This is a genomic window from uncultured Clostridium sp. (genome assembly GCF_963515715.1).
Classification (GTDB): Bacteria; Bacillota; Clostridia; order Clostridiales; family Clostridiaceae; genus Clostridium_AW.
In genome coordinates this window covers 1-21,051 of the sequence record NZ_CAUPZS010000014.1, presented here as the reverse complement: position 1 = coordinate 21,051, position 21,051 = coordinate 1, and the positions used below count along the sequence as shown (strand labels likewise).

The following is a 21,051-nucleotide window of genomic DNA, read 5'->3' as shown; positions in this document are numbered from 1 at the left end:
ACCTTGAAATATCCTGTGCTTTTTTCGTTATTTCCCGGGTAACATCCCTATGAAGTTGAAAGTGCTCCATATTTCTTTGTAGTTGATTTTATCAACCAAAGTCAACTGCAAATCCTTTGAGTTCTTTAGCCATAGTAAGTATAATTAAAATAAGAGAGCAGTAGAGGTGATGAAATGAAAGAAATAAATATCGCTAGAACACTTGTAAATAAGAGAAAAGAAAAATGTATTACTCAAGAGGAGTTGGCAAAATATATTGGTGTTTCAAAGGCCTCTGTTTCTAAATGGGAAAGGGGACAAAGTTATCCAGATATTACTTTTCTACCGCAACTTGCAGCTTACTTTAATATTAGTATAGATGATTTAATGGGATACGAGCCGCAAATGTCAAGAGAGGATATTTGCAAGCTTTATCACAAATTATCCACGGATTTTACATCAAAACCCTATGATGAGGTTTTAAACAACTGTAGGGATATCATCAAAAAATATTATGCTTGCCTTCCTCTTCTATTGCAAATGGGGGTTTTGATACTCTTTCATAGTGATTTGGCAAAAGACACAGAAAAAACCACTGCCTTGACCTTGGAAGCAAAAGAGCTTTTTATTCGAGTAAAAAAGGAAAGCGGAGATGTGGAGCTTATCAAACAGGCACAATATATGGAAGCGTTTTGCTATATTACTATTAGAGATCCACAATCTGCCATGGAATTACTTGAAGCTATGAACAAGCCCCTGCTCCCTGTAGAAGCACTTCTTGCTTCTGCTTATAAAATGTCAGGAAAAACAGATGAAGCAAAATCCACATTGCAAATAGGAATATATCAATATGTTATAGGCTTATTCAGTGTTTTTCCCTTATATCTTGCAATGTGTATCGATGAGCCAAAAAGATATGAGGAAGTATTAAATCGTGCATTGGCAGTAGAAGAAACCTTTAATGTAAAACAGCTTCTCCCTACTGTTATTATGGAGCTCTATATAGTGGCTGCACAAGGGTATATAGTGCAAGGTAATTCAGAAAAAAGCCTTAATATGTTGCAAAAATACACAGAGCTTGCCACAAGCAATATTTATCAGTTGACGCCCCACGGCGATAATTTTTTTGATTCACTTGACCATTGGCTGAATAAATTAGATTTAGGAGCTGGGATGGTTAAAAATGAAAAAACAATTAAGCAAAACGTGGTAGATTTGGTGGTTAATAGCCCTGTTTTTTCCTCACTTGCTGATGAATGTAGTTTTCAAAGCATGGTAGAAAAGCTAAAAGCAATAAAAGGAGAAAATAATGAAAGGGGAGAACAATGAAAACAAAAATTAGAAAAATAGGTAAAATAGTTCTTTGGATTATAGGTATTATTGTAGGTCTGATAGCACTAGCTATGCTTACAGGTTTCACATTGCATAACACTTATTATAAGAGCCAGCTGGAGGAAATAAAACCTTATGGTAAAATGGTGGAAGTAGATAATGAAAGTATGCATGTTTATTCTATGGGTAATGGGGAGGAAACTATAGTACTTTTAGCAGGTCATGGTATCCCTCTGCCATCAGCAGAATTTGCTCCCCTTATGCGTGAATTGAGTAAAAAATATACAGTTGTGACGGTAGAATATTTTGGGGTTGGATTTAGCGGCGAAACGGACAAGCCACGTACTTGTGAAAACTATATGAAGGAAATCAGAACTTCTCTTCATAAGGCAGGGTTTAAACCTCCTTATATATTAATGCCACATTCAATATCAGGTATCTATAGCGAATATTACGCTACAAAATATCCAGAAGAAGTTAAAGGTATGATTTTACTTGATACTACCTCAACAGCATTTACAATGGAGGAAATGCCAAAAGAGGAGATTGCGCTTTTTAATACTGGAAAATTTGGCCAGTCGATAAGCCTAACACGATTATCATTAAGCCTCGCTCCTGAAGATATATTGGTAAAAAACGATGTGCTTCTAACGACAGAAAATGGTTATACCGAGAAGGAAATAGAGGATTATAAAAAATATTCGAACTACAATATAAATGATACAATCATTGAGCAGATTGAAAACTTGTATAGTTGTGTGAGAGAAGTTAAAGATTTACCATTTCCAGAGGATATTCCTGTGCTGAAAATTATAGCTAAACAAACAACGGAAAAGGTGGTACCACTTACAGATGAGGATATGAAAAAGACATCTGAATATATGGGAAGTATGGAGTTTCAAGAAGACCACTTAAAGCGTTTAGGGGATAAGGCATCCTATATTATACTTGATGGCACTCATTTTATTTATCGAACCCAAGCTGAAGAGATTTCAAGACTTACAGATGCATTTATAGCCAATTTGAAATAATAAAACTTAATTTTCTGTAGAAAATGAGTATAGAACAGCGAATGAATAATTCGCTGTTATTTTTTTGTTTATAAACCATATTTTTAATTAATTTAAAAAATCAATTAAAAAAACAGTTCACGTTGAGTTCATATGAGCCTGTTAAGATGTGACCATACAAAAGTGAAAAGGAGCAATAAATAATGTCCAAACTTAAATTATCTCAGATTAGAAAATCGTATAAGGCAGGTAACGAATCTGTCGAAATCTTAAAAGGCATATCACTTGAATTTAGAGAAAGTGAACTTGTTTCAATTTTAGGTCAGTCAGGCTGCGGAAAGACAACTCTTTTGAATGTTATTGGTGGACTTGACCATTACGATAGCGGCGACCTGATTATTGGTGATATGTCAACTAAAAAATTTAAGGATGCAGACTGGGATGCATACCGAAACAGGTCAATCGGTTTTGTATTTCAAAGCTACAATCTGATATCCCATCAATCTATACTGCATAATGTTGAAATTTCTATGACCCTGTCCGGCGTACCGGCAGCAGAGAGAAAACAGAGAGCAATAGAGGCCCTTAAATCGGTAGGCCTTCATGACCAAATAAATAAAAAACCTAGTCAACTGTCCGGTGGACAAATGCAAAGGGTTGCTATAGCAAGAGCACTTGTCAATGATCCCGACATCATCCTTGCGGATGAACCCACCGGAGCACTGGACAGTAATACCAGCGTGCAGGTCATGGAAATACTTAAAGAGATATCTAAAACACGTCTAGTAATTATGGTTACCCACAACGGTGAATTGGCTGATGAATACAGCAGCAGAGTTATCCGATTGTTAGATGGTGAGGTTCAATCAGACAGTAATCCAATTGAAAAGAAACAGCTATCTAAACAGAAAAAAGCAGAAACCAATGGCAAAAAAACAAAGCTGAAAAAGACATCCATGTCGTTGCTTGCAGCCACATCCCTATCCTTTAAAAACTTGCTCACCAAAAAAGGAAGAACCATCATTACCTCCTTTGCGGGTAGCATAGGCATTATAGGTGTTGCACTTGTACTTGCACTCTCAAATGGCTTGTCCACATATATGAGTAGTATGCAGTCAGAAGCTTTATCCGGTTTTCCCATCACAGTAAATACCACAGAACAAAGTATTGATTTCAGCAATCCTGGAATGATGGGTAAGGATAAAGATACAAATGCATCGAAAAAATTTACAAAGGAAGATGTGATTTATCCCTATGACAGCAACGAAAACGCAACCAAGCACACTAATGATTTAACGCAGGATTATTTAGACTATGTATCTAAATTGGAAACCGCATTGCCGGGCACAGTAAACAATATTTCATATTCAAGGGGCGTAGGTATCAATTTATTAGCAAAAGGCGAAGATGCTGTCACAAAATATGAAACATCCGCCGCTTTTACAGGTATGCAGGAAATGCCTGCTGCAATGGGAATGGGCAGTACCTATTGGCAGGAAATGCCTGACAATGAAGAGTTTGTTCTTTCATTATATGATCTTATAGGCGAAGGAAGCCGTCTACCTAAAGCTAAGAACGAAGTAGTTCTTGTAGTAGATGAATATAACAGATTAGATGAAGCCTTTTTTGAGAAATTGGGTATATCTACAGACGGGGGAAACTACAAATTAACGGATTTTATTGGCAAGACAATATTAAAGGTTGTTCCCAATGATGATTTCTACACAAAAAGTGGAGATACATTTATTGCAGCAAATCCAAGCCAATACAATGCTTTGTATGAAAGTGACAGCGGCGTAAAGCTTACTATTACAGGTATTGTACGCATTAAGGAAGATGCGACAAGCAGTTACTTATCAAGTGGTATAGCATATACTACTGCTTTGACAGACTATGTTGTAGATAATGCACAAAAATCAGAAATAGCCACTACACAAAAAGACTCAAATAAAGATGTGCTTTTAGGTACGCCTTTTGCAAATGATACAGCGAAAGAGCAAAGACTTTTAAGCTTAGGTGCAGATACTACACCAACGGGCATAAATATTTATCCAAAAGATTTTGCAAGCAAGGACGATATTAAAGAATATTTAGACGCCTATAATGAAGGCAAGGCTGAAGCGAATCAGATCATATATTCTGATATGGCGGAAATGGTTGCTTCTATGACCGGAACTTTGCTTGATACCGTTTCTTATGTTTTAATAGGATTCGCAGCCATTTCATTAATTGTTTCCACTATTATGATTGGTATTATCACCTATGTGTCCGTTATTGAGCGTACAAAGGAAATCGGAATACTGAGAAGCGTGGGTGCCAGAAAAAAAGATATTTCAAGAGTGTTCAATGCAGAAACACTAATTGTAGGATTTTCTGCAGGGTTGCTTGGCGTAGGATTATCCTACTTACTCACAATACCGATCAACGTGGTTATTTCAAGGCTTGTAGGTATTGACAACATTGCTAACTTGAACCCGTTGCACGCTACAGTACTCATTCTCGGTAGCATGACCCTCACTTTAATTGCGGGACTTATTCCATCAAGAATGGCCGCAAAGAAAGACCCCGTTGTTGCCTTGCGTACCGAATAGTTTTAAAATCACAATTGAGCAGAATTGAATCTGCTCAATTGTGACATAATACTCTTATAGATCATTCTCAAATTTAAATTATATAATGAGTGTGGGTGAAAATCATGTTTAATATTTTAGTTGTGGATGATAACGACAGTATTAGAAAATTAATTATCACTTATCTAAAACGTGAAGGCTATAATACATTTGCCGCGGCTGATGGCTTAGAGGCACTGGATGTACTTGAACAGGAGCATATTGACCTTATGATTGTGGATATCATGATGCCCAATATGGATGGCTATACATTAACTGAGAATTTACGTTCTTCAAATTATAATTTGCCCATTCTTATGATAACCGCAAAGGAGCGAATAGAAGATAAGAAAAAAGGATTTACTGTGGGTACAGATGATTATATGGTCAAGCCCATTGATTTTGATGAAATGCTGCTAAGAGTTTCTGCACTGCTCAGGCGCGCAAAAATTTCTAATGAGAAAAAGATTGTTATGGGAGATGTTACACTGGATTATGATACATTGACGGTGTCAACAAAAACGGAAGCGATTCTGCTCCCGGGGAAAGAGTTTTATCTCTTGTTTAAACTTCTTAGCTATCCTCAAAAGATATTTACGCGGCAAGATCTTATGGATGAGATTTGGGGCTATGACACCGAAACCGATGAGCGAACGGTGGATGTCCATATTAAGCGGCTTAGAGAAAAGTTTGATCATCTTACTGAGTTTAAGATCATAACCATAAGAGGTCTTGGATACAAGGCGGAACGAAAGGTATGAAAAAGAAGTTTAGGTTTAAATTCAAATCCATATATGACAAGTTTACCATTATCTTTTTAAGTGTCTGGTGGATGTTAAATTTTTTGACCTTTGGTGCTATCATGCATGTTATGGCAAATAGTCCTTTAGTGAGATTGGCACCGCAATTTATTGAAATGTCTGCCGAATTTCACAAAGTAAGAGTCCTTACTGGATTTTCTTTTTTTGTCAGTTCATGTCTTGGAACAGTGGTTATTTTATTTGTTGTACGGGGAATTGTGAAGCCAATCAAACAGCTTTCAGCTGCTTCGAAAGAAGTTGCAAAAGGTAATTTTGACATTAGCGTTAATACAAATAGTAACGATGAGGTTGGACAGCTTGCTACAGATTTTAATACAATGGTGCAGGAATTAAAAAGCATAGATTTACTCCGCAAGGAATTCGTGTCAAATGTATCACATGAATTCAGAACACCAATCACCTCTATTAAAGGTTTCGCAAAGTTGATTCGGGATGATAGATTAACAGAAGAGCAACGTTTAGAATACAGCGATATCATTGTGGATGAAAGTGAACGGCTTACACAGCTATCAAGCAATATGCTTCGGCTTTCAGAGCTTGACAGCCAAGTGATTCGTGAAGAGTTATCCCGTTTTTCACTGGATGAGCAAATCAGAAAAACCATTCTTATTCTTGAATCACAGTGGACAAAAAAGAATATCATATTTGATCTTGATCTTGAAGAAATAGAATATACAGGTGAAGAAGATTTGCTCCGCCAAGTCTGGCTTAATCTCATACAAAATGCAATCAAGTTTTCGAATGACGGCGATTTAATATCAATTACACTACATCATCAAAATGACATCTTTATTACCACCATTGCTGACAATGGTGAAGGTATCGCAGAAGAGGATAAAGACCGAGTTTTTGATAGATTCTATAGAAGTAATAAATTTCGAAATAAAGAAGGAAATGGATTAGGGCTTGTCATCGCCAAAAGGATTGTTGAGATTTCAGGCGGCAGAATTTATTTTGAAAGTGAGCAAAACAAAGGCACAAAATTCACTGTAGAATTGCCCAGCGTTTAATTTACGCTGAAATGTGAGTTGAGATTGATTATAAAGCCATCTTTAAGAGAGACAAATTAAGAGGTTGTAGCCTTAATGGCTACAACCTCTTATATATGTTTAAGGTGTATAAGGTAGTGAAGATTTTTTCATATCACTTTCAATAGCTAATTCTATAATTCTAATTACATCTCTTCCTTGTTCCGGTGAAATTATTAGCTCTTCTTTACCTAAAAGAGTATTATAAATATTTTCGTAATACTTTCTATAGTCACCTAACTTACTTTCAACCTTACCAATGATGTGGGTTCCATGGATATCTGTATTTATATTTCCCCATATACTTTCATCTTCCCTTCCCCAGTTATCTTGAAGATTAGGAAGAAGTCCCTTCTTTAAGAATTCTTCTTGAGGATCTAATCCATACTTTATAAAGGAGCCTTTGTCCCCTAAAAGAGTAAACTTAGGAAGCTCTCCCCTTACAAGCATGCTGGAATTAAGATATACATTCAGATCCTGATATTGAAGTTTTATATGAAAACTATCTGGGGCTTTTCCGCCTTCTCGTTCAATATATATATTTGCTGTAATATACTCAGGAAGCCCGAAAAGATATATGGATTGATGAATTAAATGAGATCCTAAATCATAAAGTACTCCAGAGCCTGGAGAAGGGGATTCTTTCCAAGTGTTTGGAGCTATTTCAGGCCTGAATCTATTAAAATTACATTCGTATTTTACCAATCTACCTAATAATTTTTTTTCTATTATGTCTTTAACTGTTAAAAAATCACTGTCCCAAGTTCTATTATGATGTACAGATAATAATTTGTTATTTTCTTTGCTTAATTTTATTAAATCATCACTTTCACTAACTGTTATAGTGAAAGGTTTTTCTACGATTGTATGCTTCCCGGCCAAAATAGATTTATGTGCTAATGAATAATGAAGGGGAGTTGGTGTAGCTATAACTACTAAATCTATATAGGGGTCTTCTAATATATCCTCTAAATTTGATACTATTGTAGCTTTAGGAAAATTATTTCGAGCATAATAAATGTTATGGTCTTTTCTTTCAAATATTTTTAGTATATTAAAGCCAGGAATACTTGATATTATTGGGCCATTATAAATTCTACCGCCAGAACTATAACCAATTAGACCCACATTAAATATTTTATTCAAATCAATCACCTAACCTTATATTTTATTTAAATTTATTTAAAAAATTAAAATTAAAGTACTTATTTACCAAAATAGATATTATTATTCCAATGAAAGTATCGATTGTTCTGTTTACTACATATACGTATGAAGGTACACCTTTTAGGTTAGTCATTATAGCAGAAAATACAATACAAGCTATGGATATTGAGTCATTTTTATCAAATATATTACAAAGATAAATCACCATGCATATACCTAATCCAATGTAAACAATATGTATCCAAAAGTTAAATTGAGGTAGATAGGAAAAAATTAAACCTGTTGTGGCACCTATAACAGTTCCGATAAGTCTGTTTTGTCCAGCTTTAAAAGAATCGGAAACGGAGTGTTGTAGAGTTACAACAGCGGCTATACAGGCGAAAAATGGATATTCCCTGTTTAAAAGTTTGAATAATACTACACATAAAACCACAGATATAGAGGTTTTTATATTTCTCATACCTACTTTCATAATTTTAAAGTCCTCCTATTTATAAATGCATATATTAATATATACATATTTTATCATAAGAAAAAGGGTTTTTAAAACCATTATATTTAGTAGAAATAAATAAAGCCTTGTTAAAAACAAGGCTTAACAAAGCTTGATTAGAAAGTTATTTTTGATTCGTATCTACCCATTCTTTAGCATTGAACATTTCTACTTCACTAGGCACAGAAACTTGAGAAACAGGTTTTAAGTATTCTATATTTGCCCATGCCGCTGTATCGTGTTGTTCTATAGGTCTCTTTTTTGTATTTGCGTTTACTTTAATAGAATCCCTATTATTCATAACAAATAGCCTCCTTGAAAATAATATTCTTTTAAAAATATTATTATCATCAATGATAAAAGTTATGCTTTCTATTTAGTTCCTCTTTTTATTATTTCATCTGAAGGTTTATATATATCTTTTGATATTAGTTCTTTTGACATTTCTTTTCCGTCTTTATATCCAATTAAATACACATTCACCTTACAACCAGGCTTAGCAGATTGAACTTTTTTTATGCTACCTTTAGGAAGAGAAGGATCATCTTCATGTATGGTCTTGGGTTCTGTTTTATCGTAAACCTCATTAACTAATTTATATTTTATTTTATTTAATGAAGAATTGGAATAAATATTGAAAGTTATCTTTTCTTCATTTGCAATTCCTTCAATGTATATTGGGTATGCTAGTGTATTTTTAAATTTATAATCTACAAAATTTTCGCTAACAGTCGCATCGAAACCTGGCTCTACATAAGCTGGAGGTATGGAATGGTTTTTTCTTTCAATGGGTTTTATATTTGAAGTAGTAATAGCATTATATAAAGTTGTAGAAACTTGACAAAGGCCTCCTCCAATACCTTTTTCTAAACGATTTTTTATTATAACTGGAGCCTCGACAAAGCCTCTTTCTACAGATGTTTTACCCAGTTTATCATTGAAGCTAAAACTATCTCCTGGCATTAATAAAGTACCATTAATAAAACTAGTACCTAGCTGTATATTTTTAATCCTACCTGGGGGAGAACCGCCTAGATTAGTGGAAAAAGATGATAATAAGGAATCAATTTGTTTTAACTTTTTTTCTGTAATATTACCTTCATATTGTTGTATTTTTGCTATAATTTCCTTATCTTTTGCATTTTCCTTAAGGGTTGAATTGATTTGATTTATTAAATCCTCCTTTTCTAGCTTTTCACCTGGTGTATCTTTAGATATTACTGGTTTTCCAGAGGAGATGGATTTAATGTGTGCATTTACAGGTGCTTTACTTACATCTTTATTTATTTGGTCAATCACTTTATCCATATTACCTTTATAGTTTAATGAAAGGTTATACTCTTTTTTATCAGGATTTTTAATTGCTTTATATTTATTATATATATTTAGATTTTTACCATAGGTTAAAGCATTATTTAATATGCCGTCTAAAGAGTTTGTTTCAGCACCAGATAGTTCAAGACCATAAATTTTGCTTCCAGCTTTGATTTTTATATTTTTATTTTCTATTGTATTTAAATGATCTTCTATTATTTTTCTAGCTTCTTCTTTTGTGTTACCTGATACATCAATACCATTTATTAAAGTATTTGGATAAATTTTATTATTCCATTTTGAGGCTTGAAGATAAAATGAGCCATAAAGTGCTGCAGCTCCTATAAGTAGGGTAGTTATTAAAATCAACAATGTTTTTCTAGCTTTCATAAAATCATCCCCTTATCTTTTATCATCTTTCTTAGTTTTAGCAACTTATTATTTTTTATTACTTTAAGATAAATTTAATTTGGCAATGCTTACTAATGAATTCGCTATGAACTGGAAATTATTAATGATATAATATGTGTAATATCTTTACATATTTAGATGAAATTAATTATATCTGGGAGGATTTTTTATGTTGAAAGGTATAAAAGCGTCGTCAGGAATAGCTATAGGTAAAGCATTTGTGATAAAAGAACATGATTTTAAACCTTTGAAAACTGAAATAAAAGATAGCAGTTTAGAGCAAAAAAGATTCAATAAGGCTGTAGAAAAAGCAAAAGAGGAATTAGAAGAATTGATAGAAGCCACTATTGAAAATTTTACTAAAAATGAAGGAGAAATATTTGAGGCTCATCTGACCATGTTGGATGATCCAGAGTTCATTGGAGTAGTTAAGGGAAAAATATTAAAAGAAAAGATAAATGCTGAATATGCGTTAAAGACTGTATGTGACGAATTAGTAGAAGTATTTAATGGGATAGAAGATGAATATTTAAAGGAGAGAATTGTAGATATAAAAGACGTCACTGAAAGGATATTAAGAATATTAACGGGGCAAACTGAAGAAGATATAAAAAACATTAGAGAAAAAAGTATTATAATATCAAAAGATATTACGCCCTCTCAAACTGCTCAAATGGACAAAAATAAAGTATTAGGTTTTGCTACAGAAATGGGAGGAATCACTTCTCATTCATCGATAATAGCTAGAAATTTAGGAATTCCTGCAGTATTAGGTATACATAATTTATTAAATGAAGTTAAAAATGGAGAGATTTTAATATTAGATGGAAACGAAGGTAGGGTTATACTAAATCCTAATGAAAAAACCTTGCAAAACTATAAAGAAAAAATGGAAAAGTACATGAAAGATAAAAAAGAACTATTAGAGTATAGAGATTTAGAAAGTATTACTTTAGACTTTAGAAAAGTAGAAATAGCAGGAAATATTGGAACGGTAGAAGAAGTGGATAGCATAATTGAAAATGGAGGAGACGGTATAGGACTTTTTAGAACCGAGTTTTTGTATATGGAAAAGGAAAATTTCCCAAATGAAGAAGAGCAATTTTTAGCATATAAACGTGTAGTTGAAAAATTAAATGGAAAACCTGTAGTGATTAGAACTCTAGATATCGGAGGCGATAAAAAGCTCCCATATTTACCGATTGAGGAAGAATTAAATCCATTTTTGGGGTACAGAGCTATAAGGTTATGTTTAGATAGAAAGGATATTTTCAAAACACAATTAAGAGCTCTATTAAGAGCTTCTAAGTATGGAAACTTAAAGATTATGTTCCCTATGATATGTAATTTAGAGGAACTTTTAGAGAGTAAAAAAGTTTTAGAAGAATGTAAAAATGAATTAAAAGAAGAAGGATTGAAATATGATGAGAATTTAGAAGTAGGAATAATGATTGAAGTTCCATCTGCAGCTATTATTTCTGATATTTTAGCAAAAGAAGTAGATTTTTTTAGCATCGGAACGAACGATCTAATACAATATACTATGGCAGTGGATAGGATGAATGAAAAGGTTTCATACCTTTATGATTTTAATAATTTAGCACTTCTTAGATTAATTAAATTAGTAATAGAAAATGGACATAACGCAGGAATATGGGTTGGAATGTGTGGAGAGATGGCAGGAAGAGAGGAGTTAATTCCTTTACTTTTAGGAATGGGATTAGATGAGTTTAGCATGAGTCCATCTTCCATATTAAAAGTAAGAAAAATAATAAGAAATATAAACTTTAAAGAGTGTGTTAAAATAAAAGACACATATAAGCTTAAGTTTGAATAAAATATTTATTTGTTGTATGATTATAATAGTAATTGAAAATATTGCCACAATATAGGAGATAAATATGAAAAATAAAAAGACTATATTAAAAATTACTCTTATTATTATCATTATAATGTTAGCTTTTTATATGATGAAAATATTTGATATAGACATAAGAAATATAAAAATTGATGATTTAGTAGATTATATATCTACCTATGGTAAGTTTGCTATGTTGTGCTTTTTAATAATATGTCTATTAAAGCCACTCTTAATTTGCGTGCCATCAGCTATGTTTTCTATAATTGGTGGAATTTTATTTGGACCTATTATAGGATTTATACTAAGTATGGTAGGATTCTTCTTATCTGGTACAGTAGCTTTTTCAATAGCTAGATTTCTTGGACAATCTAAAATAAGCCAGATGCTAAAAGGAAGAGCTGCCGATATAAATGCAAATATTGAGAAAAATGGATTTAAGATGTTGCTTTTATTAAGGCTTCCTCCGGTGTTACCTTATGATCCACTAAGCTATACTTGTGGACTTAGCAAAATAAGGTATAGGGACTTTATATTAGCTTCTATTATTGGAGTAGTGCCTGAAACTTTATGTTATTCAGTAATGGGCAGAAATATATTTAATCCTTATTCTGCCAAATTTATTGTTCCATTAGCTTTTATAATTTTTGCAACGGCTTCAGCCACGTTTTTCTTTAAAAAAGCAAAGGATTTATAAAAATTCAAATGCTCAAAGGTTTTTGTGCTAACGCCAAGAACCTTTTTAATTTATCCCATACTTAAGCAGTCCTAATACTCATCGATTAAAATAAAAAATATTAATTTACTGCTTAGGTATTAGATAAGAACATTTGTTTTTGAAGATTATTTCTGATATAATTTTGATTTGTGATATATCAGCAGTTAGGAGGAGAAATATGGATAAAGATTTGGAGATGGATTCTATATACGATGTAACTGCGTTAACTTCTTTAGAAAAGTTGGAGCCAGTACGTGTAAGACCAGGGATGTATATAGGCTCTACAGGAAGTAAGGGTTTACATCACTGCATATGGGAAATATTAGATAATGCTATAGATGAGATAACCAATGGTTATGGAGATAAAGCTATTATTACTTTAAATAGAGATAAAACTGTTACTGTACAGGATAACGGTAGAGGAATACCTACAGGAATACACCCTATAAAGAAAAAATCGGGAGTAGAAATGGTATTTACTGAGCTGCATACAGGGGGAAAGTTTAATAATTCTAATTATAAAACATCTGGAGGCCTTCATGGAGTAGGTGCATCAGTAGTTAATGCCCTTTCAGAATGGTTAGAAGTTGAAATAAAACAAAACGGAAATATATATAGGCAAAGATTTGAATATTCTTATGACCAATCTTTTAAAAAAAGTATGCCAGGAACAGCAGTAACAAAGCTAGAGATAGTAGGGAAGACAAAAGAAACTGGTACTAAGGTTACATTTTTGCCGGATAAAGAAGTCTTCTCAACAATAGATTTTAAATTTGACATAATAGATGAGAGACTTCAAGAATTAGCATTTCAAAACAAAGGAATAACTTTAGTTCTAATAGATGATAGAAAAGAGGAGCCTATAACAAAAGAATATCACTCTGAGAGAGGGCTTTTAGATTTTATAGATTATTTAAATGAAAGCAAAACCGTATTACACAATCCTCCTATATTATTTGATGGGGAAAGAGAAGTAAATGGAATCAGTATGTATGGAGAAGTGTGTATTCAATTTACTGATTCAACTACGGAGAATATTGCAAGCTATGTAAATAACATTCCAACCACAGAGTCAGGAACCCATGAAACAGGTTTTAAAACAGGTATGACTAGGGCTTTTAAAGAATGGGCTAAAAAACTAAATATTTTGAAAGAAAAAGATAAAGACTTTGAGGGGGATGACCTTAGAGAAGGTATGACTGCCATAATAAGAATAAAGTTAACTAATCCTATATTTGAAGGTCAAACTAAAACAAAATTAGGGAATAATGAAGCTTATGCTGCGATGAATGATTTAGCGTATACCAGGCTATCTGAATGGGTTGAGGATAATAAGGATACCGCTACATTATTAATAAATAATGCAATGGAAGCCGCGGCAAGAAGGGAAAAAATTAAAAAGATAAATGAAGCTGAAAAGAAAAAAATAGGAAAAGGCACGGCGCCTCTTGCTGGGAAAATAGCTGTTTGTACGTTAAGAGACTCTAAATTTTGTGAATTTATAGTAGTGGAAGGAGATTCCGCTGGAGGATCTGCCAAGCAAGCAAGAGATAGAAGATTTCAGACCATAATGCCTTCAAAGGGAAAAATAATGAACACAGAAAAACAAAAACTGGAGAATGTATTGAGCAGTGAGGAGTTAAAGATATTTAATACTGCTGTTGGTACTGGAGTTCTTGATAATTATAGTGAAGAGGATCTAAAGTATGATAAAGTAATCATTCTTTCAGATGCGGATGTGGATGGATACCATATTCGTACTTTGTGGATGACATATATTTATAGGTATATGAGACCATTAATTACAAATGGACATCTCTACATTGCATCACCACCTTTGTATAAGGTATATAAAGAAGTTAAGGGAAAAGAGATAGTTAAATATGCCTATAGTGATGAGGAATTAAATGGTGCAAAGAAGGAAATAGGAAAAGGGTTTTTGATTCAAAGATATAAAGGGTTAGGTGAAATGAATCCTGATCAGCTTTGGCAAACTACTTTGAACCCAGAAAGCAGAACATTACAAAGGATAACCATAGAAGATGCTGCAAAGGCGGAAAAGATGGTGTCTTTACTTATGGGAGATGTGGTTGAACCTAGAAAGAACTACATGTATAAATACGGAGAATTTTAACCTATTTAAGTCTAGAGGGGTGTTTGAATGTCTAAAAAAAATAATATACCAGAGGATAAAAATATAATTAATATACCAATTGAAGAAGCTATGCCAGATAATTATCTTCCTTATGCAGTAGAGGTAGCAAAAGAAAGAGCTCTGCCGGACGTGAGAGATGGATTAAAACCAGTACATAGAAGGATTATATATGGGGCATATAAGTTATCTGCTTTTCCAGATAAACCATATTATAAATCTGCAAGAATTGTAGGGGATATTTTAGGTAAGTACCACCCTCACGGAGATACATCTGTTTATGATGCTATGGTAATATTAGCTCAGAATTTTTCAACTAGAATGCCATTAATTGATGGACATGGTAACTGGGGGAGTATAGATGGAGATAGTGCTGCTGCTATGCGTTATACAGAAGCAAGACTTACCCCTATTGCTTTAGAACTAACTAGGGATATTGAAAAAGGAGTAGTTGACATGGTGGATAACTACTCATCTTCAGAAAAGGAACCAGGGGTACTTCCAGCTAGGTATCCAAATCTTTTAGTAAATGGTGCTTTTGGGATAGCAGTGGGACTTACAACTAATATACCACCTCACAACCTTAGAGAAGTTATAGATGCTACTTTAGCTTATATAGATGATAGTAGCATAAGCACTAAAGATATGATGAAACATATCAAAGGCCCTGATTTACCTACAGGAGGAATTTTAATAGGGAAGAATTCACTTTTATCCGCTTATGAGACAGGGACAGGAAAAGTTACTTTAAGAGCAAAGGCTTCTTTGGAGAAACTTGAAAATGGAAGACTAGGTATTGTCATAACTGAATTTCCATACAGACGAAACAAGGCTAGAATATTACAGACTATTTCTGAAATGACAGCAGATAAAAGACATGCAAAATCCCTTGAGGGAATTAACGATATAAGGGATGAGTCTGATAGAACTGGTATAAGGGCTGTTATTGAATTTAAAAAATCCGTAGATGAAGAAATTGGGGAAAAGGTTTTAAAATATCTATATAAAAAAACAGAACTACAATGCAACCTATCTTTTAATATGGTTGCTCTAGCCGAAGGAAAACCTGAAACTATGGGCCTTAAAACTATAATTCACCACTATGTTGAACATCAAAAGGATGTAGTGACAAAAAGAACTCTAAAAGAACTAGAAATAGCGGAAAGAAGATTTCACATAGTAGAAGGGTTTATCAAAGCTATAGGTATAATGGATCAGATAATAGAGACGATAAGAAGCTCTAAATCAAAAAAAGATGCTAGGGAAAATCTTATAAGTAAATTTGGATTTACAGAAATTCAAAGTGATGCCATATTAGAGCTTATGTTATATAGGCTTACTGGACTTGAAATCAAAGCTTTTGAAAAAGAATATAAGGAACTTCAAAGGCAAATAAATAAATTAAACAAAATATTGCAAAGTGAAAAAGAATTATTAAAGGTAATAAAAGAAGAAATAAATGAAATAAAAGATAAATACGGTGACAATAGAAGAACTGAAATAATAGAAAATGATGAAGAGGCAAAAATAGATATAGAAGAATTGATTATAGAAGAAGAAGTTGTAATAACCATGTCTAATGAAGGCTTCGTAAAGAGAATATCTCAAAAAACTTATAATCGTTCTAATACGGATGTTGAGGAAATTGATTATAGAGAAGGAGATTATAATAGATTTTTACTAAACTCTAACACTAAAGATACTTTAGTGTTATTTACAAACATGGGAAATATGTATCAAATAAAAGTGGTAGATATACCTGAAATGAGATGGAAGGAAAAAGGAGAGAGAATAGATTATATTATAAAAGGATTAGACCTTGAAGAAGAAAGGATAATCAATGCTTATTCTATAGAAAATTTCTCTTCTCAAAAGGATATTATATTCATAACCTCAAAGGGCGGTATAAAGAAAACAGGGTTAGATAAATATATTACTAGCTATGCTAAGTTGGTTGCATCTAAATTAAAGCAAGGTGAAGAATTAATAAAAGTTGATTTAGTTTCAAGAGACAGAGAAGAGAGTTTTATTAAAATATTAACTAAAATAGGTTTTGAATTTACAATAGAAGAGCCTTCATTAGAAAGCGTAGATAGAAACATACTTCCAATTCAATTATTCTCTATTAGTGAAAAAGATGAAGTAATAGAGGCTGATTTTGTAAGGGAAGGGGTATTTAATAGCTTTAAAATATTATGGAATAAATTTGGCAGTATTAAGAAAGGTAATAAATTAGAAAAAGGCTTCCATTTCACATTAAACACAGATTCAAGTAGTAAATTACTTATATTCTTTAAAGATGGAAAAGTAGTATCCATACCTTCATTTATGTTAGAAAACTTAGATGATAAGGGAATAAACCTTGAAGATTTATTAGAAATTGATAAAAGTGAAATATTAAATATAATTTCCTTTAAAGATGAGGAAGAGGGATACGTATATTTCTTTACTAAAAGTGGTTTAGTAAAAAAGACAGCTTTAAGCGAATTTAAAGGAGAAAACTTCTTATACCAAGGATATAAATTTAAATGGGAAAAAGATTCATTAATATCAGTACAATATTCTAAAGAGGAAGAAGAAGATATAATTATAATAACTGAAAAAGCTATGTGTATAAGATTTTTATCCTCCTCTGTAAGTCTTATGGGAAGAATTGCTTCGGGAGTTACAGGAATAAGTCTAAAAGAGGACGATAATGCAGCATTTGCTTTTTTAGCAAAAAAAGAATATAAACAACTACATTTAATTTCAAAGAAAAAGAATGAAGAAAAGATAATTATAGATAATATTAAATCTCAAAATAGGGCAGGAAGAGGAAATAACATAATGCTAGTAATTTTTGAGGACTTTATAGATAAGGTAAAGATCAGCTAATAAGGCTGATCTTTTTTTAATTTCTGAATTAGAATAAATGACTTATATAAAGAAATAATATTATTGAGACTCTTTGAAAATTATATAAAAGGTAAATAACTTTCATACTAAAGAATATAAAATATGATAAAAACAAAGGAGAAAGATGAAAAATGTCAGACAAAAATTTCTTCAATAAAATTCTTGCAGGCTTAAGCATAGGTATAGTTGTTGCATTGGTTCCAGGAGCTTTACTTGGAGAATTAGCTAAAGCATTATTACCTGTATTTCCTGGTGCTAAATTAATTATAGATATGACAAATTTAGCGGCAAGAATGTTACCTATGGTTATCGGAGTAACAGTAGCAATGCAATTTGGATTTACTCCAATACAGACTGCGTCAATAGGAATTGCAACAGTAGTGGGATCTGGAGTTGCCATGACTGGAGAGAAAGGGATATTTGCATTTGTTGGAACTGGTGATGTAATAAATGCTGGTATAACAGCAGCGATAGCAGTAGTAATAGTATTAGTATTAGGTTCTAAATTAAAAGCATACACCATATTGCTAGTTCCAACCATTGTAATTACAGTGGCAGGAGCTTTAGGATTATTTACATTACCATACATTAAGTTAATCACGGATGGAATTGGTAGAGTAGTACAAAACTTTACACTACTACAACCAATACTAATGGGTATTTTAACAGCAGTTGCCTTTGCTTTATTGATCGTATCACCAATCTCTACAGTAGGTGTTGCTACAGCAATTTCCCTATCAGGAATTGCTTCTGGAGCAGCAAATTTAGGAATTGTTGCAGCAGGATTTGGATTAGCCATATCAGGATGGAAATCCAATTCTGTGGGTACTTCAGTAGCACACTTTTTAGGATCACCTAAAATGCAAATGGCTAATTTTATAAAGAAACCTAAGATGATAATACCAATTGTTTGCAATGCAGCAGTATTAGGAGCTTTGGCTGGAATGTTTAATATACCTGGAACACCAATGAGTGCTGGCTTCGGTATATCAGGATTAATAGGTCCAATTAATGCATTAAATTTAATGAGTGGTGGATGGTCAGCAACAAATATTATTATGGTGACATTAATATTTGTTGTTATACCTATAGTATTAGGCTTCGTATTTAACTATGTATTTACTAAAGCAGTTAAGTTAGTAAAGCCAGAAGATTATAAACTAAAGTTTGAATAGGAGAGATTAATATGAAAGTAATAGCTTATGCTGTACGTCCAGACGAAATAGCTAGTTTTGAAGAATATTCTAAAAGATATAGTCATAATGTTACTTTAATAAAAGAACCATTTGGACCACATAATGCTTATTTGGCAGAGGGTTTTTATGGAGTCAGTATACTAGGAAATTGCAAAGCTAATAAAGAAGGAATAGAAGCTATTGCAAAACTTGGAGTGAAATATCTAGCCAGTCGTTCCGCAGGCGTGAATAATATAGATCTAGAAACAGCTAAAAAATGTGATATAAAAGTTTCTAATGTGCCAGCTTATTCTCCAAATGCGGTGTCAGAATTTACAGTTGGAATAACATTATGTGTGCTCAGAAATATTCAGCAAGCTATACGCCGTGTAGATGATCAGAACTTTGGGCTAGCTGGTCTTATAGGTAGTGAACTCAGAAATAAGACTATAGGATTTATTGGCACAGGTAGAATAGGATTAGCTGCAATCAAAGCTTTCTCAGGCTTTGGTGGTAAATTAATTGGATATGACCTATATGAAAATGAAGAAGCAAAAAAATATATTGAATATAAAACTCTAGATGAGTTGTTTGCTGAAGCTGATATAATATCTCTACACTGTCCTTTGACTCCAGAAAACTATCATTTAATCAATAGAGATAGCATAGCTAAAATGAAAGATGGAGTAATAATAGTGAATACTGCCCGTGGTGGATTAATGAATGCAGAGGACATAATAGAAGGTCTTGAATCCGGAAAAATTGGCGGCCTTGCAGCGGATGTTTATGAAAATGAAGTTGGTATATTCCATAATGATCATAGAAATTCTATACTTGAAGATGACGTTCTAGTAAGACTTTTAAAATTTCCCAATGTGTTATTTACACCTCACTATGGGTTTTATACTGATGAAGCTGTAGATAATATGGTTGAATATTCATTAGAATGTTTAAGTGAATTTGAAAAAACAGGTAAAAGTAGGAATGAAGTAAAATAAAAACTGCTGTTTAACTACAGCAGTTTTTATAAATATATTATTTTATATATTTAAATGTCCAATCAATTAATTCTATACATAAATCAGCAGTCTCATCTTCCTTATCTAACTTTGGATTTAACTCAACAAAATCCATAGATTTTATGAGATTTGTCTCAGCTAATGACTTTAAAAGGGTCTTAGCTTCGCCTACAGTCATTCCATTTTTCACAGGAGTACCAGTTCCAGGTACGTAATCTGAATCGATACAGTCAATGTCAAAGCTCAAATGTATGGCTTTAATATTAAGCTTATTTATTTTACACAATATATCATTAATTATTGAAGTAATTCCATCTTCATGAAGTCTTGCAGTAGAATATACATCAAGTTTTTTCTCTTTAATAAGATCCGATTCTCCTACATCTAAATCTCTTGCTCCAATTATAAATACATTTTCAGGTTTGATTTTTGTTCCATGGAAATATAAATTTGTTAGGTCTTTATATCCAATTCCCATAGCAGCGGCTAATGGCATTCCGTGAACATTTCCGCTAGGAGTGGTTATATAAGAATTAATATCTCCATGAGCGTCAATCCAAATAACAGCAAAATTTTTATAATATTTACTTACCCCAGAAATACTCCCTAAACCAATTGAATGATCACCGCCAAGTACAAGAGGAAATTTTCCGGAATTTAAGGAGGTATATACCTGATGTGCTAAGTCTGTATTTACTTCAATTATAGGTTTTAAATATTTCATCTTAGGATGATAAAAAAACTTATTTGAGACATTTTCCTCAGGAACATATACATCGCCTAAGTCATTAATTTTATGGTATTTATTTAAAACTCCATAAATATTTTTTTCTCTCAGCTTTTGCGGTCCAAATTCCACGCCTTCTATGTCACTACCATAAAACATTGGAACTCCAATGATATTAATGTTCATACTTACGACCCCCTTAATCATAACATATAAAAATTTCATATAATGATTTAATTATACTACGATAAAAAATTATATACCATACGTGAACTGCTCTTCACCTAAAGAGGTGGGAGCTTCTTGGTCAATAGCACTAATGTGCCAAGTTTACCCAAGCTAA

The 21,051-nt window shown here is 32.6% G+C and carries 16 protein-coding genes; 11 read left to right on the top strand and 5 right to left on the bottom strand.

Annotated features, from left to right (window positions below):
• Positions 1-174 precede the first annotated feature (174 nt).
• The 5 genes from RYO54_RS10950 to RYO54_RS10930 all read left to right on the top strand — a co-directional run bounded on the left by RYO54_RS10950 (position 175) and on the right by RYO54_RS10930 (position 6,761).
• Complete coding sequence (locus RYO54_RS10950; protein ID WP_315118546.1) at positions 175-1,308, top strand: helix-turn-helix transcriptional regulator; 1,134 nt, start codon at positions 175-177, stop codon at positions 1,306-1,308.
• The gene (locus RYO54_RS10945) at positions 1,305-2,342 is read left to right on the top strand and encodes an alpha/beta hydrolase (RefSeq protein WP_315118544.1); all 1,038 of its coding nucleotides are present in this window, start codon (positions 1,305-1,307) and stop codon (positions 2,340-2,342) included. The genes RYO54_RS10950 and RYO54_RS10945 overlap by 4 nt, the downstream gene beginning before the upstream one ends.
• Positions 2,343-2,524: 182 nt before the next feature.
• Entirely contained in the window at positions 2,525-4,912 is a 2,388-nt protein-coding gene (locus tag RYO54_RS10940; RefSeq protein ID WP_315118542.1) for an ATP-binding cassette domain-containing protein, read from the top strand.
• A gap of 104 nt (positions 4,913-5,016) precedes the next feature.
• A complete protein-coding gene (locus RYO54_RS10935) occupies positions 5,017-5,691 on the top strand; it encodes a response regulator transcription factor (RefSeq protein WP_315118540.1) in 675 nt (224 codons plus the stop codon).
• A complete protein-coding gene (locus RYO54_RS10930; protein ID WP_315118538.1) occupies positions 5,688-6,761 on the top strand; it encodes a HAMP domain-containing sensor histidine kinase in 1,074 nt (357 codons plus the stop codon). The genes RYO54_RS10935 and RYO54_RS10930 overlap by 4 nt, the downstream gene beginning before the upstream one ends.
• A gap of 99 nt (positions 6,762-6,860) precedes the next feature.
• Here the strand turns inward: RYO54_RS10930 and RYO54_RS10925 are convergent, their stop codons facing one another.
• The 4 genes from RYO54_RS10925 to RYO54_RS10910 all read right to left on the bottom strand — a co-directional run bounded on the left by RYO54_RS10925 (position 6,861) and on the right by RYO54_RS10910 (position 10,143).
• Complete coding sequence (locus RYO54_RS10925) at positions 6,861-7,934, bottom strand: Gfo/Idh/MocA family oxidoreductase (protein WP_315118536.1); 1,074 nt, start codon at positions 7,932-7,934, stop codon at positions 6,861-6,863.
• A 13-nt stretch (positions 7,935-7,947) separates the two neighbouring features.
• Positions 7,948-8,418 carry an aromatic acid exporter family protein gene (locus RYO54_RS10920; protein WP_315118534.1) on the bottom strand — a complete coding sequence of 157 codons (471 nt, stop codon included), beginning with the start codon at positions 8,416-8,418 and terminating at the stop codon, positions 7,948-7,950.
• Positions 8,419-8,563: 145 nt separating this feature from the next.
• Entirely contained in the window at positions 8,564-8,740 is a 177-nt protein-coding gene (locus RYO54_RS10915; protein ID WP_315118533.1) for a DUF3787 domain-containing protein, read from the bottom strand.
• A gap of 71 nt (positions 8,741-8,811) precedes the next feature.
• A complete protein-coding gene (locus tag RYO54_RS10910) occupies positions 8,812-10,143 on the bottom strand; it encodes a VanW family protein (RefSeq protein ID WP_315118532.1) in 1,332 nt (443 codons plus the stop codon).
• 190 nt (positions 10,144-10,333) lie between these two features.
• On the opposite strand from RYO54_RS10910, the gene ptsP reads away from it, so the two are divergent.
• The 6 genes from ptsP to RYO54_RS10880 all read left to right on the top strand — a co-directional run bounded on the left by ptsP (position 10,334) and on the right by RYO54_RS10880 (position 19,960).
• The gene (gene ptsP / locus RYO54_RS10905; RefSeq protein ID WP_315118530.1) at positions 10,334-12,001 is read left to right on the top strand and encodes a phosphoenolpyruvate--protein phosphotransferase; all 1,668 of its coding nucleotides are present in this window, start codon (positions 10,334-10,336) and stop codon (positions 11,999-12,001) included.
• Positions 12,002-12,065: 64 nt separating this feature from the next.
• Positions 12,066-12,719 (top strand): VTT domain-containing protein, encoded by a 654-nt coding sequence (locus RYO54_RS10900; protein WP_315118528.1) that lies wholly within the window; start codon positions 12,066-12,068, stop codon positions 12,717-12,719.
• Between the two features lie 199 nt (positions 12,720-12,918).
• Entirely contained in the window at positions 12,919-14,874 is a 1,956-nt protein-coding gene (locus RYO54_RS10895) for a DNA topoisomerase IV subunit B (RefSeq protein ID WP_315118526.1), read from the top strand.
• A 27-nt stretch (positions 14,875-14,901) separates the two neighbouring features.
• Positions 14,902-17,766: a DNA topoisomerase IV subunit A gene (locus tag RYO54_RS10890; protein ID WP_315118524.1), complete on the top strand. Its 2,865-nt coding sequence runs from the start codon at positions 14,902-14,904 to the stop codon at positions 17,764-17,766.
• Positions 17,767-17,918: 152 nt separating this feature from the next.
• The gene (locus tag RYO54_RS10885) at positions 17,919-18,962 is read left to right on the top strand and encodes a PTS sugar transporter subunit IIC (RefSeq protein ID WP_315118522.1); all 1,044 of its coding nucleotides are present in this window, start codon (positions 17,919-17,921) and stop codon (positions 18,960-18,962) included.
• An 11-nt stretch (positions 18,963-18,973) separates the two neighbouring features.
• On the top strand, positions 18,974-19,960 hold the full coding sequence (locus tag RYO54_RS10880) for a D-isomer specific 2-hydroxyacid dehydrogenase family protein (protein WP_315118520.1): 987 nt from the start codon (positions 18,974-18,976) through the stop codon (positions 19,958-19,960).
• Positions 19,961-19,997: 37 nt separating this feature from the next.
• On the opposite strand, the gene rocF is transcribed toward RYO54_RS10880, so the two are convergent.
• Positions 19,998-20,894 carry an arginase gene (gene rocF, locus RYO54_RS10875; RefSeq protein ID WP_315118518.1) on the bottom strand — a complete coding sequence of 299 codons (897 nt, stop codon included), beginning with the start codon at positions 20,892-20,894 and terminating at the stop codon, positions 19,998-20,000.
• Between the last annotated feature and the right edge of the window lie 157 nt (positions 20,895-21,051).

What these genes read in the sequence shown, in the direction of transcription:
- RYO54_RS10895 (WP_315118526.1), top strand. Translation starts at nt 12,919, where the DNA reads ATGGATAAAGATTTGGAGATGGATTCTATATACGATGTAACTGCGTTA.
- RYO54_RS10920 (WP_315118534.1), bottom strand. Translation starts at nt 8,418, where the DNA reads ATGAAAGTAGGTATGAGAAATATAAAAACCTCTATATCTGTGGTTTTA.
- RYO54_RS10945 (WP_315118544.1), top strand. Translation starts at nt 1,305, where the DNA reads ATGAAAACAAAAATTAGAAAAATAGGTAAAATAGTTCTTTGGATTATA.
- RYO54_RS10910 (WP_315118532.1), bottom strand. Translation starts at nt 10,143, where the DNA reads ATGAAAGCTAGAAAAACATTGTTGATTTTAATAACTACCCTACTTATA.
- RYO54_RS10890 (WP_315118524.1), top strand. Translation starts at nt 14,902, where the DNA reads ATGTCTAAAAAAAATAATATACCAGAGGATAAAAATATAATTAATATA.
- RYO54_RS10880 (WP_315118520.1), top strand. Translation starts at nt 18,974, where the DNA reads ATGAAAGTAATAGCTTATGCTGTACGTCCAGACGAAATAGCTAGTTTT.
- RYO54_RS10935 (WP_315118540.1), top strand. Translation starts at nt 5,017, where the DNA reads ATGTTTAATATTTTAGTTGTGGATGATAACGACAGTATTAGAAAATTA.
- RYO54_RS10900 (WP_315118528.1), top strand. Translation starts at nt 12,066, where the DNA reads ATGAAAAATAAAAAGACTATATTAAAAATTACTCTTATTATTATCATT.
- RYO54_RS10930 (WP_315118538.1), top strand. Translation starts at nt 5,688, where the DNA reads ATGAAAAAGAAGTTTAGGTTTAAATTCAAATCCATATATGACAAGTTT.
- rocF (WP_315118518.1), bottom strand. Translation starts at nt 20,894, where the DNA reads ATGAACATTAATATCATTGGAGTTCCAATGTTTTATGGTAGTGACATA.
- RYO54_RS10885 (WP_315118522.1), top strand. Translation starts at nt 17,919, where the DNA reads ATGTCAGACAAAAATTTCTTCAATAAAATTCTTGCAGGCTTAAGCATA.
- RYO54_RS10915 (WP_315118533.1), bottom strand. Translation starts at nt 8,740, where the DNA reads ATGAATAATAGGGATTCTATTAAAGTAAACGCAAATACAAAAAAGAGA.
- RYO54_RS10940 (WP_315118542.1), top strand. Translation starts at nt 2,525, where the DNA reads ATGTCCAAACTTAAATTATCTCAGATTAGAAAATCGTATAAGGCAGGT.
- RYO54_RS10950 (WP_315118546.1), top strand. Translation starts at nt 175, where the DNA reads ATGAAAGAAATAAATATCGCTAGAACACTTGTAAATAAGAGAAAAGAA.
- ptsP (WP_315118530.1), top strand. Translation starts at nt 10,334, where the DNA reads ATGTTGAAAGGTATAAAAGCGTCGTCAGGAATAGCTATAGGTAAAGCA.